Origin of the sequence: Streptomyces sp. NPDC018000 (assembly GCF_044328025.1) — a bacterium.
Lineage (GTDB): Bacteria > Actinomycetota > Actinomycetes > Streptomycetales > Streptomycetaceae > Streptomyces.
In genome coordinates this window covers 1-15,973 of record NZ_JBIRGM010000032.1, presented here as the reverse complement: position 1 = coordinate 15,973, position 15,973 = coordinate 1, and the positions used below count along the sequence as shown (strand labels likewise).

At 68.8% G+C, this 15,973-nt stretch carries 17 protein-coding genes and 4 pseudogenes; 10 read left to right on the top strand and 11 right to left on the bottom strand.

The genetic code is table 11. The annotated features are described in order from the left end of the window. Positions 1 to 210 precede the first annotated feature (210 nt). Both ACH4EW_RS30570 and ACH4EW_RS30565 read right to left on the bottom strand, forming a co-directional pair. Positions 211 to 936 (bottom strand): restriction endonuclease, encoded by a 726-nt coding sequence (locus tag ACH4EW_RS30570; RefSeq protein WP_398262494.1) that lies wholly within the window; start codon positions 934 to 936, stop codon positions 211 to 213. Continuing rightward, on the bottom strand, positions 933 to 1,142 hold the full coding sequence (locus tag ACH4EW_RS30565) for a hypothetical protein (RefSeq protein ID WP_398262492.1): 210 nt from the start codon (positions 1,140 to 1,142) through the stop codon (positions 933 to 935). The genes ACH4EW_RS30570 and ACH4EW_RS30565 overlap by 4 nt, the downstream gene beginning before the upstream one ends. 193 nt (positions 1,143 to 1,335) lie before the next feature. Here ACH4EW_RS30565 and ACH4EW_RS30560 point away from each other — a divergent pair. From ACH4EW_RS30560 to ACH4EW_RS30545, 4 genes and pseudogenes are all read left to right on the top strand, one after another. Then, a pseudogene (locus tag ACH4EW_RS30560) lies at positions 1,336 to 2,048 on the top strand (LLM class flavin-dependent oxidoreductase); the annotation flags it as partial. A 97-nt stretch (positions 2,049 to 2,145) separates the two neighbouring features. Beyond that, positions 2,146 to 3,063, top strand: a complete 918-nt coding sequence (locus tag ACH4EW_RS30555; RefSeq protein ID WP_398262490.1) for a DUF4232 domain-containing protein — start codon at positions 2,146 to 2,148, stop codon at positions 3,061 to 3,063. A gap of 191 nt (positions 3,064 to 3,254) precedes the next feature. Next, positions 3,255 to 3,347: pseudogene (locus ACH4EW_RS30550) on the top strand (dTDP-4-dehydrorhamnose reductase); the annotation flags it as partial. Continuing rightward, positions 3,321 to 3,587 (top strand): hypothetical protein, encoded by a 267-nt coding sequence (locus ACH4EW_RS30545; RefSeq protein WP_398262520.1) that lies wholly within the window; start codon positions 3,321 to 3,323, stop codon positions 3,585 to 3,587. The pseudogene ACH4EW_RS30550 and the gene ACH4EW_RS30545, both read left to right, overlap by 27 nt. A 158-nt stretch (positions 3,588 to 3,745) precedes the next feature. Here ACH4EW_RS30545 and ACH4EW_RS30540 read toward each other — a convergent pair whose 3' ends face one another. Beyond that, positions 3,746 to 4,141 carry a contact-dependent growth inhibition system immunity protein gene (locus ACH4EW_RS30540; RefSeq protein WP_398262488.1) on the bottom strand — a complete coding sequence of 132 codons (396 nt, stop codon included), beginning with the start codon at positions 4,139 to 4,141 and terminating at the stop codon, positions 3,746 to 3,748. A 255-nt stretch (positions 4,142 to 4,396) separates the two neighbouring features. Between ACH4EW_RS30540 and ACH4EW_RS30535 the strand changes: the two are divergent. Next, a pseudogene (locus ACH4EW_RS30535) lies at positions 4,397 to 4,736 on the top strand (IS630 family transposase); the annotation flags it as partial. Between the two features lie 620 nt (positions 4,737 to 5,356). Here ACH4EW_RS30535 and ACH4EW_RS30530 read toward each other — a convergent pair. Continuing rightward, entirely contained in the window at positions 5,357 to 6,076 is a 720-nt protein-coding gene (locus ACH4EW_RS30530; protein WP_398262486.1) for a dienelactone hydrolase family protein, read from the bottom strand. Between the two features lie 568 nt (positions 6,077 to 6,644). Here ACH4EW_RS30530 and ACH4EW_RS30525 point away from each other — a divergent pair. Then, on the top strand, positions 6,645 to 8,828 hold the full coding sequence (locus tag ACH4EW_RS30525) for a hypothetical protein (RefSeq protein ID WP_398262484.1): 2,184 nt from the start codon (positions 6,645 to 6,647) through the stop codon (positions 8,826 to 8,828). Between the two features lie 59 nt (positions 8,829 to 8,887). Here ACH4EW_RS30525 and ACH4EW_RS30520 read toward each other — a convergent pair whose 3' ends face one another. The 3 genes from ACH4EW_RS30520 to ACH4EW_RS30510 form a co-directional block, all read right to left on the bottom strand. Further along, positions 8,888 to 9,358, bottom strand: coding sequence for a hypothetical protein (locus ACH4EW_RS30520; RefSeq protein WP_398262482.1), 471 nt, complete (start codon positions 9,356 to 9,358; stop codon positions 8,888 to 8,890). Positions 9,359 to 9,549: 191 nt separating this feature from the next. Beyond that, positions 9,550 to 9,915: a hypothetical protein gene (locus tag ACH4EW_RS30515; RefSeq protein ID WP_398262480.1), complete on the bottom strand. Its 366-nt coding sequence runs from the start codon at positions 9,913 to 9,915 to the stop codon at positions 9,550 to 9,552. Positions 9,916 to 10,257: 342 nt separating this feature from the next. Next, the gene (locus ACH4EW_RS30510; protein ID WP_398262478.1) at positions 10,258 to 10,575 is read right to left on the bottom strand and encodes a peptidase inhibitor family I36 protein; all 318 of its coding nucleotides are present in this window, start codon (positions 10,573 to 10,575) and stop codon (positions 10,258 to 10,260) included. 121 nt (positions 10,576 to 10,696) lie between these two features. On the opposite strand from ACH4EW_RS30510, the gene ACH4EW_RS30505 reads away from it, so the two are divergent. After that, complete coding sequence (locus ACH4EW_RS30505; protein ID WP_398262476.1) at positions 10,697 to 11,035, top strand: hypothetical protein; 339 nt, start codon at positions 10,697 to 10,699, stop codon at positions 11,033 to 11,035. 648 nt (positions 11,036 to 11,683) lie between these two features. After that, positions 11,684 to 11,953, top strand: coding sequence for a hypothetical protein (locus ACH4EW_RS30500; RefSeq protein WP_398262474.1), 270 nt, complete (start codon positions 11,684 to 11,686; stop codon positions 11,951 to 11,953). Between the two features lie 115 nt (positions 11,954 to 12,068). On the opposite strand, the pseudogene ACH4EW_RS30495 reads toward ACH4EW_RS30500, so the two are convergent. Both ACH4EW_RS30495 and ACH4EW_RS30490 read right to left on the bottom strand, forming a co-directional pair. Beyond that, a pseudogene (locus ACH4EW_RS30495) lies at positions 12,069 to 12,300 on the bottom strand (helicase associated domain-containing protein); the annotation flags it as partial. A 120-nt stretch (positions 12,301 to 12,420) separates the two neighbouring features. Next, entirely contained in the window at positions 12,421 to 12,765 is a 345-nt protein-coding gene (locus ACH4EW_RS30490) for a hypothetical protein (protein ID WP_398262472.1), read from the bottom strand. A 441-nt stretch (positions 12,766 to 13,206) separates the two neighbouring features. Between ACH4EW_RS30490 and ACH4EW_RS30485 the strand changes: the two genes are divergently transcribed. Continuing rightward, a complete protein-coding gene (locus tag ACH4EW_RS30485; RefSeq protein WP_398262471.1) occupies positions 13,207 to 13,443 on the top strand; it encodes a dTDP-glucose 4,6-dehydratase in 237 nt (78 codons plus the stop codon). Positions 13,444 to 13,644: 201 nt separating this feature from the next. Here ACH4EW_RS30485 and ACH4EW_RS30480 read toward each other — a convergent pair whose 3' ends face one another. Both ACH4EW_RS30480 and ACH4EW_RS30475 read right to left on the bottom strand, forming a co-directional pair. Next, entirely contained in the window at positions 13,645 to 14,070 is a 426-nt protein-coding gene (locus ACH4EW_RS30480) for a hypothetical protein (protein ID WP_398262469.1), read from the bottom strand. Between the two features lie 18 nt (positions 14,071 to 14,088). After that, positions 14,089 to 15,303: an RNA-guided endonuclease InsQ/TnpB family protein gene (locus tag ACH4EW_RS30475; RefSeq protein ID WP_398262467.1), complete on the bottom strand. Its 1,215-nt coding sequence runs from the start codon at positions 15,301 to 15,303 to the stop codon at positions 14,089 to 14,091. Positions 15,304 to 15,353: 50 nt separating this feature from the next. Here ACH4EW_RS30475 and tnpA point away from each other — a divergent pair, with 50 nt between their 5' ends. Then, the gene (gene tnpA / locus ACH4EW_RS30470) at positions 15,354 to 15,782 is read left to right on the top strand and encodes an IS200/IS605 family transposase (RefSeq protein WP_398262465.1); all 429 of its coding nucleotides are present in this window, start codon (positions 15,354 to 15,356) and stop codon (positions 15,780 to 15,782) included. Positions 15,783 to 15,973 lie beyond the last annotated feature (191 nt).

Sequence of the window (15,973 nt, the reverse complement as noted above, 5' to 3'; positions counted from 1 at the left end):
GCAGCAAGGACCGACAAGGACGGGATGATGACGCGGCCGGTGCCCCGCGAGACTTCGATGTACAGGCCGGTGAAGAAAGGGTCCGCACGCTACAAGGCCGCCAGAGCGGTGTGTTCCAGGACGACCGTCAGGTTCACGCGGCGCCGCCGCCCTGATGGGCGCGGATCTTCGCCCAGGCGTCCTGGCCGACCTGCTGGACCCGGTCGGTGTTCAGGAGAGCGAGGTCGGTTTGCGGGGTGGCGGGACGGCACGGAGCAGCTCCCACAACGGGCTTGAGCCGGACGCCCACACTCCCAGGGTGTGTCGGTCAATGACGTGGAGACGCTGCTGCTTGGCGAAGGCGACGGCCGGTGCCGTGACGCGGCCGTTGGTGACGATGACTGCGATGTCGGCGCCATGGACCTGGCGGGCGGTGCCGTTGAGGATCTGCAGGTCCGGCGTGCCGACGGCGGAGCCGGCGAGGCCGTTGCGGCGATGTTTGCACTGGATGACCCAGCGGCGTCCGTAGGGGTCGGTGGCCTTCACGTCGGCGCCCAGGTCGCCGCTGCCTCCGACGCGGGTCGCGTCCTGGCAGCCGTCCCGGTGCATCAGGTCCCGTACCGCGTCCTCGAACCGTGCGTGGTGCAGGGCGTCCAACTGGGGCAGCGCGTAGCGCAGGCCCTGCGCGCGGGCCGCTTCCCATCGTGCTCGCTGCTGCTTCTGGTGGAGCCATGCTCCACCGGCCAGCGCTGCGAGGACGCCGAGGGCGACCAGGAGCCACCAGTGGGTCAGCAGCCAGTTGACGACAGTCACCGCCAGGGCGACGGCCAGGACCACGGCCACCAGGAGCCCGATCAGCCGGTCATCCGCACGCTGCCGCCCTCTGCTGGGCCTGCGGGTACGCCGCCGCGCCGGCGGGCGCCTGGTCGCTTTGGTCCGGTGTCTGCGGGGGTTCACCGGCTGGCCTGTGTGACGCCGCTGGCGAACTGTCCCAGGACGTTGAGGACGCCCTGGCCCACCGGGGTGGGAGCCAGGAGGATCCCGAGCGCCAGGACGATGACGACGGTCATCTTCTCGTCGAAGCGGCTGCGGGACTCCGTACGCCGGCGCAGCCGGAAGAAGACGACGACCGCAAGCAGTACAGCCACGTTGATAGTCAGCAACCGCCCAGACCTCCCGCACGACCGGCCTACACACGGATGTGGCCGCTACGTGCCACCCCCAGCTTTCTTGTTTAGCCGGGTTTCAGTGATGTTGGAGGCGGGTTGCCGACGAATGGCACAAAGCCATCGGACCTGGCCGAATTCCATGCGGCGGATCAGTCGTTGACGTGCACGGTGACGTACAGGTCTCCAGGTGCGCCACCGTTCCAACAGCATCCCTCATTTCGGTGACTTCGCCGACCCCCGGAACGTCGCGACCGTGGCGACTGCCGCCGAACAGGCCGGCTGGGACGGACTCTTCGTCTGGGACCACGTACTGCACCGGCAGCACCAGGGGCGTCCCTTCGGAGACCCCTGGATGCTGCTGACCGCGGCCGCGCTGGCGACCTCCCGGATCCGGCTGGGCACCCTGCTGACGCCGGTCCCCCGTTACCGTCCGCGGCAACTCGCCCGCCAGTTGGCCACCCTGGACCACCTCAGCGGCGGCCGGGTGATCTTCGCCGCGGGCCTGGGCGGTCCGATCGAGGACGAGTACCGCAGCTTCGGCGATGCCGCCGAGCCACACCTCCTCGCCGAGCGGCTGGACGACGGACTGGAGCTGTTGAGGCGCTTCTGGTCCGGCGAGCCAGTGAACCACCACGGTCAGCACGTCGAGGTCCAGGACGTGACGCTGCTGCCTGCCACCGTGCAGCGGCCCGGTCCGCCGTTGTGGATCGGCGGACCGGGCCGCGTCGTCCGCCTATGCGGCGGGCAGCGCGGTGGGACGGCGCGGTGCCGTTGTTCGAGACGGCCCGGCATGGGCATGTGCCTGATGTGGCGGAGGTACGGGATCTTGTCGGCTATGTGCGCAAGCGCCGAATGGCCGGGGCGGAACGCCCCTTCGAGTTCGTGCTCGGCGGTGCCACTGCAGCAGCCCACTCGGTAGGCTGCCCGTGACGCGCCTGTGACCGGAACTGTGACTTACACCATGGCTCGACGCTCGCGCCCCTGATGGGGTGACCTGATGCGCAAAGTCACCTCCCTTCTTCCGGGCCTCGCGGCACTTCTACTGCTCACGGCGTGCGGATCCGAACAGGCGGGCGCCCCCGGCGCAGCCGCCCCCGCGTCCGGGACCGCCGTCACTGCCCCGCCCGTGGACGGCGTCCGGATCACTTCGGTGTCCATCCCCTTAGGCACGCCCACCCCCAGCTCCGACGGGTTCTCCGTCCACGCCGACCCCCTCCCCACCGGTGACTCCGGAATCTCGGCCGCCTACGAAGTCACCAACAGCGGCACCGAGGCGCTGACGTACACGATCCTGTTCGACTTCACCACGGACGCCGGCGAGGTCATGAGCAACAGCCACGAGACCGTGCGCTCGGTCGGCCCCGGCGCGACCGTGCGCGGCACGGTCCGACTGGGGGTGCCGGCCCCCGGAGCGTCCCCGGTGACCCGCGTCAAGGTCGCCCGGGTGACCAAGGTGCCCGCCGCCGAGGCGCCGCCCGCGTCCGGAGAGTGCCCACCCTCCGGCATCCGCCTGTTCACCGATGACGGCGACGCAGCTATGGGGCTGCGCGTGGTGGGCCTGCACCTGGAGAACTGCGGGAAGCGCGACTACTCACTCGACGGCTACCCGCTCCTGGAACTGCTGGACAAGGACCTGTCACCCGTCCAAGGCGTCCGGATCGTGCATGGAAGCGGCGGCATCAGCACCGGTACCGGATTTGACGAGCCATCCCGCCCGCTGGTCCTGAAGCCAGGCGAGAGCGCCCTTTCGGGCCTGATGTGGCGCAACACCACCGAGTCCGGCACCGCCGTCAACGTCCCGTACGTCAGGGTGCGGGCCGAGCAGGGCGCCGATCCGGTGACCGTGACGCCCCACCTCGATCTCGGCACCACCGGCAAGCTGGCCGTCCGCGCCTGGACTCGCCCGCCGAAGTAGGACCTACGTCCGGTCCAGCGCTCGGCCTCCGAGCGGATTCCGGGTGCGAGACGCTCCGGCCTCTCGGCGAGCCAGCGTTCGAAGGAGGATTCGCTGTCACGGACACCGTACCGTCAGCTGGCGTCGGGCAGGTCGCGCAGCTCGGGCATCGCCGGCGGGGCGGCAGGTGATGGGCGGGGACCGTGACGTCGCCTGAGGCGGCCGTTGCCCGGACATCGCTGATCATCGGGTACGGGCATTCCGTACATGAGCGCGCCGTGCACGAACTCGCCGCCGGAACCCGTTTCGACCACCCAGGCGTTCACAAGATCTGGGCCGACCAAGGCTTCGCCGCCCGCCTGGTTGACCGGACCGCCGAAATCCTCGGCCGAGAACTGGTGGTCGTTCGCAAAGACCCTGGTCAGCTTGGCTTCCAAGTCCAGCCGAAGCGGCGGGCGATCGAGCACACGTTCACGTCGTGGATCAACGACCATCGGCGCCTCGCCAGGGACTACGAGATCAGTCCGGCTCACGCGGAGCCGTGATCCGCTGGGCGATGATCCGCTGGGCGATGATCGGTGTCATGGTTCGTCGTCTCACCCCCGGCTGTCCCGCGAGGCGGCCAGGCCCGCGTCCGCTCGTACGAGAGCGCTCGTAAACGGTGCCCCCACCTGGGCACCTGCAGGGCGGTGCCACTGGCGTGCTACAGAGTCAGAAACCGCTCCACCTCGTGCCTGAGGTTCGGTGTCAGATCGCTCAGATCCGAGACGATCAGGCGAAGCTCATGCCCGAGCTCGGGTGACTTGCTCCAGATCTCTGGACTCCTGGTCAGTACCGCGACCAGCAGATCACCCTCGTACATGTGACCCTCCGCCATCGGATCCAGCCGCAGGACCTCCAACGCCAGCGGCAGGAGGTAGGGCAGGCCCTCGTTCTGCCTGATCAGCAGCCTCATGTCCTCAACTGTCAGCTCGCCGATCGGCTTACGCCGAAGCGCGTGCGCGGTCGCCACAAGGCGAGTCGCGTCGCCCGACGGGGCCGGCCAACGGTCGTCCTCCAGCTCCTCAAGGGAGCGGTCACGGTTCAGGGGTCGAGTCACCGAGGGATCGTCCCATGCCAGATCTCAAACGCGGTCTCAGCGGTCCTGCCGCTGGCCCGTACGCCCCTACAGGCACAACACCTGCCTCAACAGCGGTGGTGCGCCCCGGGGAATCAGCCAGGACGCCCCGGGGCCCACCTCACGGAGTCAGTTTCACGACGATCCGGTATGGCGTCACACGAACCGGGGTTGCAGACGTAGACGGTGCCGAGTGTGGGAGAGGTCTTTCCCCCTCCGCGCGCTGGACGGTCGTGCCGGCCCGAGCGGCACCCCGCGACCTACCACCGCACCCACCGGGTGCGCTACTTCCACGGCTGCTACTCGGTCGGCGACGACACCCTGTGGGGCGTCAGCCGTCGCAAAAAGGGCACCGCGAACACCTTGGCCGCACTGAAGTCGATCCGGGCCACCCGCTCGGACGGCGACCCACCGCAACCACACCGCACAGACTGGTGCCCTGCACGCCTACCTGCGCTGGCGGAACGCCAACGCCCGCCATCCCGATGTACTCACGGCCCAGCGCAAGGAACGTGCCCGCATCCCCAGCGAGAAGGGCATCCGCCGGGGCGGCCGGCCGATGTCGGCGGTGGCCTGACCGCCCAACCCGGCACCGCCAGGAGTTGGCGGCCTCCGCCAGGACGCGGGCGAGTTCGCGGGGACGGGTAGCCATCGGCCAGTGGCCCGAGTCGAGGTCCACGTACTCAAGGTGGGCAGCGCGGGCGAACTCAGGCCTCTCACCGGCGGCGATCCAAGATCGAAGCCGCCCGCACGCCCGCCCGCGGCTGGAAGCGTGACCAGCTCGCCGCCGGGGGCGTCCCGTGGCCCCGCCCAAGGGCTGGAAGGACGAGCTGAACGAGCGCTGGAGGGCCGCACACCAGGACGGCGCCCGCCCCGGCTGGCCCCGGCCGCCCCCGCACAGGACACGCTCAACTTCGGCTGAACTCCCCCACGACAGTAGGGCCGGGCAGGAACACCCTGCCTGGCTTTGTTCACGAGAACGAGAACCGACAGCACCTGTACACGAGATTGGACAGCATGGGCATCAATCGAAGCTCTGCAGAAATCGAACAGTCCATGGCTCCGGGCATCACGGGCCCCTGCCGAGTTGGCAGGGGCCCGTGGTGTAGAAAGCCGAGGAGGGCCGGGACCTGTCCTCGATGAACGGCGTCCTGGCCGACGCCGCTTACCGTCTGCTGCAGGCCTGACGGCCCTCCCTCACTTCAGGTGCCGGCCGAAGAACCGGCCCCCGTCCTCCACCTCGAACCACGGGGTGCCGACGTGCCCGCCCATATTGGCATGCAGCGTCTTCTCCTTGCTGCCGAAGGCGTCGAACAGGTCCAGGGCCCGCTGCCGGGGATTCCCTTCGTCGTCCCACTGCAGCAGGAACAGCAGCGGAATGGTGACCTGCTGGGCCTCCTCACGCTGGGCGCGGGGCACGTAACCACCAGCGAAGAAACCAGCGGCCGCGATGCGCGGCTCAACCACCGCCAGCCGAATACCGACGGCGGCCCACCCCGAGTACCCGACCGGGCCGCCGATCTCGGGGAGCGAAAGGAGGGCATCCAGTGTGATCCGCCATTCCGGGACCGCCTTTTCGACCAGCGGGCCGATGAAGGACTCGAAGATCTCATCGACCGGCTCGCCGGCCTGCATCGCCCGGCGGAGGTCGGCGCGGGCCCGCTCGTCGGCGGCGGAACGGGGCCGGTCACCGCACCCGGGGGCGTCGATGGCAGCCACCGCATAGCCGTACGCCGCAGACTGCCGGGCCCGGGCCACCAACCGGGATTCCCCCTTGGGCAGGCCGTTGTTGTGGGCCATCAGGATCAGCGGAGCCGGTGCGGATCCAGGCGTCCACAGGGTGCCGGGGATCTCGCCGAGGGTGAACTCGCGTTCGAGGACGCCGTCGTCCAGTCGCTGTTCAGAAGTGAATTGCACGGTCGTGCCTTTCGGGAGTGCTCTTGAACGGCGCTCCCGGACGACCTATCGCCCGACCGTGACCCCGGAGGGGAGCACCCATGTCAATACGTTCACGGGTACCACCTCCTCGTTTTCTCGCACGGCCGCCGGAAACGTAGCAGTGGTCGCCATGATCTGCCAAACGGGTCCTTGCTCAACCAACCTGCGTCACTCTTGCCAACTACGCGTCGTCACAGCTCTCCGACCAGCGGCAACCTGCTCCGGTCCTTAGCCAACAAGCCTGCGTCGTCACACCCGTGTTGATCACGATGCGGTCACGGGCCGTGGTTTTCCAGGACCGGCGTCACACCGGCGCTCGGAACCGCACCTGTGGAAGGTGAATGGCGGGATTGGCCGCCCTTACCTTCAGGAGCACCCCTGTGGCGAGCACCGCCGGCCAGCCGGAGCAGAACCCTGTCCGGGCCCGACGCCCCCTCCACGGCCCCCTTCCACCGGCCGCTCGTTCCGCAGGGTGGCGGAACGAGGCTGCGACGGATGCTCGAAAACCCAAGTGCGTCGGTTCATATGGGTCTGGGATCATGCCCGGATGGTCCACCGTTTCGCGCCTCTGGTCATTCGGCACACCCACCGCCTTCCCTCCATCCCCGGTCCAAGCGGGCAAGGGGATGTCGTGGCACGGCAGTTCGACACGGCCCTGATGTCCGTGGGGTTCAAGCTCGCGGCGGACCTGTTGAAGCACCTGTCGGGACTGTCCGAGGGGACGGTCATCGATACTGCTGTACAGACGCTGGAGACCGTCCGGGCGATGGTCGGGGACCACGTTCAGCACAACCCGTACTTCATCGACTTCCCGGCCAATGTGCCGGACACGTACGAGTTCTGGCACCAGTGCGTCGCCCAGGCGCTCGTCGACGACGCCTCGCGCGAGGGCGCGCTCGACCAGCTCCGCAGCGGCGCCGTGAACCTGCTGGCCCTGCCCTTGTACGGGACGTACCAGCACACGTACGCGGCGATGCTCGCTGTGCATGACGAGCTGATAGCCGCGGCGGGCGACCGCGTGACGGTTCTGCACCTGGGCGGTGCGCCGGACGACGAGATCAGCGCGCTGTACCTGGCCCTGGCTGGAAGCACGACGCCGCTGGGCGATGAGGTCCTGCTCGACCTGGCGGCGCTCGCCGGGCACTGCGTGAACGGCCCGCAGCCCGAGGCGATTCCGGTGCGGGAGAACCGCGCTGTCGTCAACCGCGCCCGACTCGAGACCGGGGCGGACCTCCTCGTCGACACCGTGACCGATGTGCTGCGTCTCGCGTGCGCGCTGTCAAACGGCGATGTGACGCTCACCGAGCCGACCCGGTTCCGGTCGCCCTCGCGCCGGGTCCGCCGCGCCCTGCTAGCGGGCCTTGACGCAGTAGTCGCAGCGTCCCCGGCCAAGCTGGCCGACGTGGTGGCGCACAGCGAGGCGTTCAAGCGGCTCGGCGAGCGCCTGCACGCGCACGAGTACCAGGCGCGCTGGCCGCACGCCGCCGACGTGTTCGCCGTTGCCCGGGGTGAACGGGAGGCCCGATCCTTCGACAGCCAGGTCGAGGAACTGCTCGGCACAGGCGACGTCACCGGAGCCGTACGGCTGCTCACGGCCGCGCCGGGCAGACTGTTCCGCTCCCTGGACCGGCTACTGCGCGCCAGCGCGACTCAGGAGGAACGCGAGGTGGTGGTCGCGGCCGCCGAACAGGTGGCCCCGCAGGTGGCCGGCCGGGTCCTGCTGTCAGTGCGGGAGCACCTCCACAACCGCTCCGAGAAGCACGAGGACGGCGGTGGGCGCCGGGTGTTCGTCAAACGGCTCGGACGCGCCTGGGTCACCGACGACACCCGCGCCCCGATGCCCGCAGCCGAACGCGACCGCATGCTCGCCGCCTTGGATGCCGAGCTGAGCCGCCGCCTGCCGGCCCCGGGACACCTGCTGATCGACCCGGACGTCCTGGACATCGCGCTCCCGCTGAGCGGCAAGGCGACGGCAGCCGGCCTCGGCGTGCTGCCCCGCGGCTCTCTGTCTCCAGTCGACGGCGAACTGCTGCGGTTCTTCGTGTACTGGAAGCAGACGAGCCGCTCCACCGACTACGACCTGTCGGCGCTGATGCTGGACGCCGAATTCCAGACCGTCGCGTGGCTGTCGTACACCGCCCTCACCCAGCTCGAGGGCGAGCACTCCGGCGACATCACCGACGCCCCGGACGGCGCCTCGGAGTTCATCAACCTCCGACTGGGCGCCGCGCGCGGCACCTTCATCGTCCCGCAGGTCAACATCTACTCGGGCGAAGGCTTCGAGGAGACCGAGGAGTCGTTCTTCGGCTTCATGCTGCGCGACGCCGACCAGCAGGGCCGCCCCTTCGAGCCACGTACAGTCCGCATGAAGTCTGAGCTGCGCGGCCCGGGCCGCGTCGCGCTGCCCCTGGCATTCGTACGCGGGTACGACGGCAGCTGGCACGCCAAGTGGCTGCACCTGTACCTCAAGGGCAACCCCAACTCCAACCGGGTCGAGGGGAACCGCGTATCGGTTGCGGTGCTGCTGCGCGCCATCGTTGAGCGCGAGCAGCTCACCGTCCGCTACCTCACCGACCTGATGGCCGACCGCGCCACGGCCACCACACTGTGGGACGGCACGACGGCGCCGCAGGGTCCGGTCACGTACATCGGGCTGGAACGTCCGGACGGACTGCACCCGGACTCGCGGATCATCACGCCGGAAAATCTGCGCGACTTGATCCCTGGCTGACTGTTAACGTTGACCCCGGCGAGGCCATGAAGGGGCTTCCTTCTCACACCACTCTGAAATTAGTCCCTTCGCTTTCCTCGTCCTCGACAGGGTGGGCGCCGCGTATACACGGTGGTGCCGTGCGACGGCCCGCACGCGGCGACGCTCTGTTCGACACCGGCAGCCTCAAGCTGCGCCAGGACCTCGGCGACGTCCTGGCCGTCCTCGGTGAGGGCCTCGGCGGTGAAGCGGATGATGGTCCGGCTGATGACGACGACCTGCGCGGGGCACCCGTCGTCGTCCGCGCGCAGGGCGCCGGCGAGTATCCGCCCGAGCGCCTCCAGCGCGAAGGAGTCCGCGCGCGGCTCCTTGGCCTGGCCGTCCAGGGCGGTGACCGGGAGGATGACGCGTTCGGCGACGTCCAGGAGCAGCCCGCGCGGCTCCGGCCCGCACTGCTGCGCGACCGCGCAGGCGGTGTCGACATCACGTGCCTGCACGGCCCGGATGTAGGCGACCGCGTCGAAGACGTCGTATCCCGCCTGCGCCCGCATGGAGGATACGGGCCTTCTTGCGTTTCTCGGGCTCTGCGGCGAGTCGCGAGCGCCGGCCGGACGGCGGCATCGCGTTGCCGGGCCCGAGCGGTTCGCGGCCGCCGCACCGCCGTACGGCCCGGCCGGCCTCCTCCGATTCGGCTCGCCTACCGGACGTGCCCGGGACGGCAGGGGCTGACCAGCCGGTTCGTCTACCGCGGGGGGCGTTTCCCGGTGAGTTCCTGCCACCGGTCGCGCTGTGCTTCCAGCTCGGCGAGGGCGGCCTTCCGGCGGGGGTCACGCTTCTGCTGGGCGCAGACACGTTCGAGGTTCTTGAGGGCCGCGTCCCGGGACGCGGTGTTCTGCTGGGCTGCTTCAAGTTCCTGCCGCGCACGCGGCAGGCGCACCTGCTGGTGTGTCCGGAACTCGTCTTCGTCCGCCGCCGCGTTCTGGATCTCGACCGCGAAGTCGCCCAGCTGCTCCTCGGTGAAGAACGGCGTCTCCTCGTCGCCTGGTGCGCGTCGGAGCGGGTACTTCGCCCGGTGGGTCCGGCGGCTGGGCTCTACCAGGTCGATCATGTGGGTCGGACCGGAGCAGAACGAGCAGCAGCGCGCGCATTTTTCACTCCCTTGTAAGCCGTCGCGTGGCGCTCATGTCATACCGTGCCGCGCCCGGGTGACGAGGGTGATCCGGCCACGGGAGAGCGCGGGCCGCCCCGGCGGGTCACGTGACCGGTTCCTCCGACGGCGCGCCGGCCTTCTCAACGATTGCGGTGAACAACGCCTCGTCCGTCGGCGGCGTCTTCGTCCAAGGGCCGGTGACACGCCATCCGCCCTCTTTCCGGGTCAGTGTGGCGGCATCGGGGTCGAACTGCAGTGGTCGTCTCTCTCCTGGGCGCTCCCGCCGGCTGGCCTCCCCGGTCAGCAGCCGCCTGCAGGCTTCGGCTGCAACGAGGACACCGCCCGGTCGGACTCGCCGGTGAGGTTGCCGGCCTCACCGGGCTCCACAAGCCGCCATTCCCCGCCAAAGTTCTTGTTCTGGTACAGACACCAGCCGTCACTGGTGCTGTTGAAGACACTGCGCGCCCTGTCGTTGAACACCACGGTGCGGAGGTCAGAGACGGCGTCATGGGCGGAGAACGTCGCGCCTTGGCCCACACGCCCCCCGTACAGGCAGACGCGCTCGTCACCGCATTCGTACGTAGCGGCTGCTGCCGGGAAGACCAGCGCTGCGGCCATCACCGCTCCCATCGCTACCACTTTGCTGAATTTGTCCCGCAAACGCTGGCAGTGTCGTACAACGGGTGCCCAGCGCGATACTCGCGAGACTCTGACACGGCAGCTGTGGCAGATTGCGGACATGCCAGAGCTGCGCGTTCATGAAGGCCGTCACTACGCCCTCCAGTTCCACTACGCCTTGCCGGACGATGCCTGGTGTGTGGAGCTGAGCGAGGCCGTCCCGGCGCCAGCCGCGTGGGCTGAGATTCCCCACGCGGAGACACACCTGCCTGGAGCTGCCTTCCTGGTGGCCGTGATACCCGACGAGGATCCGGACCTGGAGCCGACCGTCCACATCCACAGCCACGACGAGCAGGTCATCCCCTACGAGATCATGCGCTGGTTCATGGGGCAGGTGACCGAACAGGTCGAACGCTGCCGCATCGCGTTCGAGCGGGGAGAACCCGAAGCAGTGGAATGATCACGAAGTGACCGGTGTGATCACGGCGTCGGAGCCTTCCATGCCGTGGCCCGGCCTCCGCATATCTGAGGTCCTGTTCTGTGGCTGATACCCAACCCCGAACTGGTCCCCGGGGCGACGGAGGCCGGGGGTGAAGAACGATCACCGGAGGGTGAAAGAACCCTGTCCACCAGCACCGTCGGAGGCCGTGGTCGACTCCGGCTGAACGAGGGCTGACTGACGCTCTACCACGATCCGCCGTTTCGGCCCCGGTACGACTGCCCACCCGCCAGGGGTGACGTTGGTTGTGCCGCAACGATTCGGCCCATCGGCCGCGTGCCCAGCATGAGCGGAATCATTCGTGTTCTACGCCGTACTGCTACCTTCTTCGCGGCCGCCGCGGTGGTCACCCGTCTCGAGGTCACCGCCGCCACCTCCCACAGCCACCTCGGCCGGGCTCCGGCCGTCCGGGAGCTCCCCGAGCCGCCTGACGCAGCGAAGGCCCGCGTGCTGCTCGCAGGCCTCGTCGTGGCCGACGAGAACGATGCCCCGGCGACAGCCGTTCCAAGTTCCCGTACTGGATCACCAGTACGGCGCCTGCGACACCCGCGAGGTGGTGCTCCAGCGTGACGGCCAGGGCGTCGTCCAGGACGACGTCCTGGCCGTGCGGTGTCCGGCACGTGGTACTCGAAGTACGACGGGAAGACGGTCGCCTCGGCCTCGGGCATCGACATCGACCACTCGCAGCTGATCGCGGTGTCGGCTGGCAGCAACCGGGCGAAGGGCGACAAGGACTCGGGGAACTGGAAGCCGGCGCTGGAGTCGTACCAGTGCACCTACAGCCGCGCGTGGATCGGCATGAAGTCCGGCTACGCCCTGACCGCCAACGCTGCCGCGGTCGACGCCTTGTCCCAGATGCTTGACACCTGCGACGCCTGACCGCACCATGCGGCGCCGACCGGGCACTCCGCCTGGAGCGACGGACGGTGACGTCCGGCCCCGACCCGCCGCGGGGACAGGGAGGCACCCCGCCCCGACCGCTGGCCCCCGGCGGCTCGCCCCATGCCACATCCTGGCGGGGCGCGAGGTGCCTGGCGGGCCGCCGTAGGACCGGAGCACGGCGAGTTTGGCCTCCTACGCCTCCTCGCCGGGCTCCCACACCATCCCGGCCTCCGGCAAGTCGAGCAGCTCCTTGCGCCGCTCCTACAGCTCCCCGGCCCGCGGCAACTTCCGTTGCTGGTGCACCCACCGCCCAGCGGGAAGTCCTTCGTGACGTCGACCTCGGTCCCAGTGCCGGCCGATGCCACAAGCATGCGGGCGTACATCATGAGCACACCTCCGAAGCAGGTGTGGAGGATCGGCAAGCGCTGCGACCAGCAGGCGCGTAGCGTCGACGGGCATCTTGATCAGGATGTCAGGGTGACCCACCGACCGGTGCCGCCTGTCTCGACGCATTCCTGATACGGATTCAGCGGGCCCGGCTGTTCGCGACAGCTCCAGAAGGATCCTGCGGCGTAGACGGTCGTGGCCCCTTCGCCGCCGCTGTTCCAGCTCCGCGTGTAGGCACTCGCGACCCGGAGTGCTGTGGCGCAGTCCCTGGCGTGGGCCGTCCCCACCGTGAGCCCCGATGTGCCATCGGTCCCGCAGATGACGCCTGCTGCCTCGCTCGTGTTCTCCCCGACGGCTCTCGCCGCAGGTGTCGTGAGAGCCAGTACGGCGATGCCGACCGCTCCTGCGGCTGCAGTTCTCATCGATACGTTCATCCTCTTGTCTCCTTGCGAAATCCACGCCGACCGGTGACCAGCCCTCCACTTGCGCCGCGTCCAGCACAGCAATGGCGGTATCCGCCAGCACGGAGAGCCGGTCGGACAGGGAAAGGGAGTCGGGGTCACTCACGTACGGACAACGACCCCCGGCCCGATCGGTATCGGCGGCGCCCTTTTGGTGTCACCGGTGGAGGAGCATGACAGCGGTGGCGTCGGCCCGCTCGCCGTCGCGGGCGGCAGTGGCCAGGGCATCGGCGAGGGTCTTCGGGTGGTAGGGGGTCGAAGGAGAAACAGGCGGCTGTCCTTCGGGACGGCCGACGATCGCAGCTACCGGGCCTGGCCGGTCCCGCGTGGCGCTGCGGCCTGGCGGTAGCCGGCCGAGGCGGTTGTTCCTTCGTCCACGTCGCCGACGCGGCAGGCGCCGCCGTGGCCGCGCTCGACTGGTCAGGCGGACCGGTCAACATCGTGGACGACGATCCCGCCCCCGCCCACGAGTGGCTTCCGGCCCTGGCCAAAGCCCTCGGCGTGCCCACACCCGGCCCGGTGACGGGGCGTCAGGAGTGGGAGCGCGGCGCTCTCAACGCGCTGGCTCGCGGCCGCGGTTGGCAGCCCGAGTGGCCGACATGGCGGGCCGGTTTCGCCGCGCAGTGCGACATCCCGTGAATTCTCCGGATCCCTGCTTGTCCTTCACTGCCGCCAGTGCCGTCAGTGTGAGCCCCCTCGACTTCGACCTGGCCGCAGAATGGTCGGACAAAATGAGAATGCTTCAGGAATTCCGAAGTTACGTCACAAGCAGGCCGGGGATGCCAACGAGAGAGAAGCCCCAGGCCAGGGACTCTGACCCCCAGCAGGAGTCACGGGAACTCACGGGATGTCGCGCAATCCATCTTCTGTCGGTGTTGGAGCCGTGTGCGCTGCCGGGGCGCGCAGCGCGTCGGCGGCCAGGGTCATTCGCCAGTCGGTGCGGTGACCGAGCGGTGCCGAACCAACCAGGGCTGTGAATCGGCGGGCGAAGGCCGTACGGGACATGCCGGCTTCGGAGGCGAGTGCGGCCACCGTCCAGTGGTGGGCCGGGTCCAGGTGCAACGCGCGCAGCGCCCGCCCTACGCCGGGGTCGGCCAGGGCCCGATATTCGGCGGGCGCGTCGGCGCCGGGGTTATCGAACCACACACGCAGCGCCTGGACCAGCAGCAGGTCCAGGAACGATGCTGGCCAGGGCCTCTGCGCGAAGATCTTGTCGCAGCAGTGTGCTGAGACCGGCAGGGTGGCTCCGTGACTCCTCCCCCTCATGAATGAGGGGGCTTCTCGCTATACCGGTGCGGCTTCGCGACGGACCAGCCCGGCCCGTAGAACGTTCAGGGCGCCCACTGTGTCCGCGTGCGCCTGGTGGCCGCACGAGACGCAGTGGAACTTCTCCTGGGTGGGCCGGTTCTCCTTGGCGGTGTACCCACATTCGGGGCACCGCCGAGAGGTGTTGCGGGGGTCCACGGCGATCACTTCCCGTCCGGCGCTTTCAGCCTTGGCGGTGAGGATCGTCAGGAACACCCCCCATCCGGCATCTGAGATCGAACGGTTCAGCCCGGCCTTCGCGGCGGCCCCGTTGGGCAGGAAGCTGCCTGGCTGCTCGGGGTCCGGCTTGGGGGCGGGAGCCTTGCTCATGTTGCGGATCTTGAGGTCCTCATGCGCGATGAAGTCGTGTTCGCGTACGAGGTCAAGCGCTGTCTTGTGTGCGTGGTCGAGCCGCTGGCGTCGGACCTTGCGATGCAGCGCGGCGACCCTCTCGACCGCCCGGCGGTGATTCTTTGTGCGCTTGTCCCGGCGGACGCGGGGGAACCGGGCAAGTGCCTGTTGCGCAGCCTTCAGCTTCGCGGCGGCCTTCCGGCTGTGGCGCGGGCTGGGGACGTGCTCGCCGTCGGACGTGGTGAGGAATGACGCGATGCCCATGTCGATGCCGGCCACGGACCCGGTTGCCGGCAGCGGCTCGGGCTGCGCCTGCTCGACGGTCAGGATGACGTACCAGCGCTCGCCCTCGCGCTTGACGGAGACGGTCTTGACCTTGCCGACCACGGGCCGGTGCTGGTTGACCTTGACGTTCCCGACACCCTGGAAGCGGACGCGGGTGACGGGGTCGTACGGGGTCGCATCCCAGCGGCATCCGTCGCCGTCCTTGGGAAAGTCCACCGTGTCGAACCAGTTGACCCCACGGAAGCGCGGATAGCCCGGCGTCTCACCGGCCTTGGCCCTCCGGAAGAACGCGGCGAACGCCTTGTCAAGACGACGAAGCGTCGCCTGCTCGGAGGAGAAGGACCAGCGGCCCTGACGCTCAGGGTCGAAGGCCCGGATGTCCTTGAGCTGCGCTGACTGCTGCCCGTACTTGACGCTCGTCTTCGAAACGTGCCGGTAGGCGTCACGGCGTTCCTGCAACGCGCCGTTGTAGAGCGAGCAGTGATCACGCAGCATCTCTCCGAGCGCGACCTGCTGGCCCACGGTGGGCCGCATGAGGAACTTGTACGCGCAGATCACCCAGCCCACCCCCTTCGGTTGAGTTCGCTTGATCTTAATACACTTGGCGGATGTCACCACGCTGGGAACCGGACCCTGATATCCGACGGGGAAACCACGTCATCTGCCACCTCCATGCTCACTTGGTGTTCGTCACCAAGTACCGGCGCGAGGTCTTCAACGACGACATGCTGTCGCGCTGCGAGGCGGTCATGCGGGACGTGTGCGGGAAGTTCGAAACCGAGCTACGGGAGTTCAACGGCGAAGGCGACCACGTGCATCTTCTCGTGCACTACCCGCCGAAGATCGCCCTGTCCAAGCTGGTCAACAGCCTGAAGGGCGTCAGCTCCCGCTACCTTCGGGCCGAGTACACCGGACGGATCAACCGCATCGGCATCGGCTCCGTCTTCTGGGCACCCTCCTACTTCGTGGGCTCATGCGGAGGAGCACCCCTGAGCATCGTCCGGGAGTACATCGAGAACCAGAAGCGGCCCGACTGACCGTCACCTCGGAGCCGCAGCGAACTCCGCCGCTTCGCGGCTCGCACCAAGGATCGCATTCCCTCCCGGCCTGAAGGACTCTGCTGAGAAAGGCGCAAGCCGGGCTGTCAGGCCGCGAGCATGAGGGCTTCGAGGCGGGAGGTGCGGGTTCCGCCGAGTGGGGTGCCGGTCAGCCATCGGTCGATGCGGAT

Bases quoted from the DNA above. Each gene is read 5' to 3' on its own strand.
- ACH4EW_RS30515 (WP_398262480.1), bottom strand. From the start codon at position 9,915: ATGATCGACCTGGTAGAGCCCAGCCGCCGGACCCACCGGGCGAAGTAC.
- tnpA (WP_398262465.1), top strand. From the start codon at position 15,354: ATGTCACCACGCTGGGAACCGGACCCTGATATCCGACGGGGAAACCAC.
- ACH4EW_RS30520 (WP_398262482.1), bottom strand. From the start codon at position 9,358: ATGCGGGCGCAGGCGGGATACGACGTCTTCGACGCGGTCGCCTACATC.
- ACH4EW_RS30510 (WP_398262478.1), bottom strand. From the start codon at position 10,575: ATGGCCGCAGCGCTGGTCTTCCCGGCAGCAGCCGCTACGTACGAATGC.
- ACH4EW_RS30480 (WP_398262469.1), bottom strand. From the start codon at position 14,070: ATGAGGGGGAGGAGTCACGGAGCCACCCTGCCGGTCTCAGCACACTGC.
- ACH4EW_RS30525 (WP_398262484.1), top strand. From the start codon at position 6,645: ATGGTCCACCGTTTCGCGCCTCTGGTCATTCGGCACACCCACCGCCTT.
- ACH4EW_RS30490 (WP_398262472.1), bottom strand. From the start codon at position 12,765: ATGAGAACTGCAGCCGCAGGAGCGGTCGGCATCGCCGTACTGGCTCTC.
- ACH4EW_RS30555 (WP_398262490.1), top strand. From the start codon at position 2,146: ATGCGCAAAGTCACCTCCCTTCTTCCGGGCCTCGCGGCACTTCTACTG.
- ACH4EW_RS30505 (WP_398262476.1), top strand. From the start codon at position 10,697: ATGCCAGAGCTGCGCGTTCATGAAGGCCGTCACTACGCCCTCCAGTTC.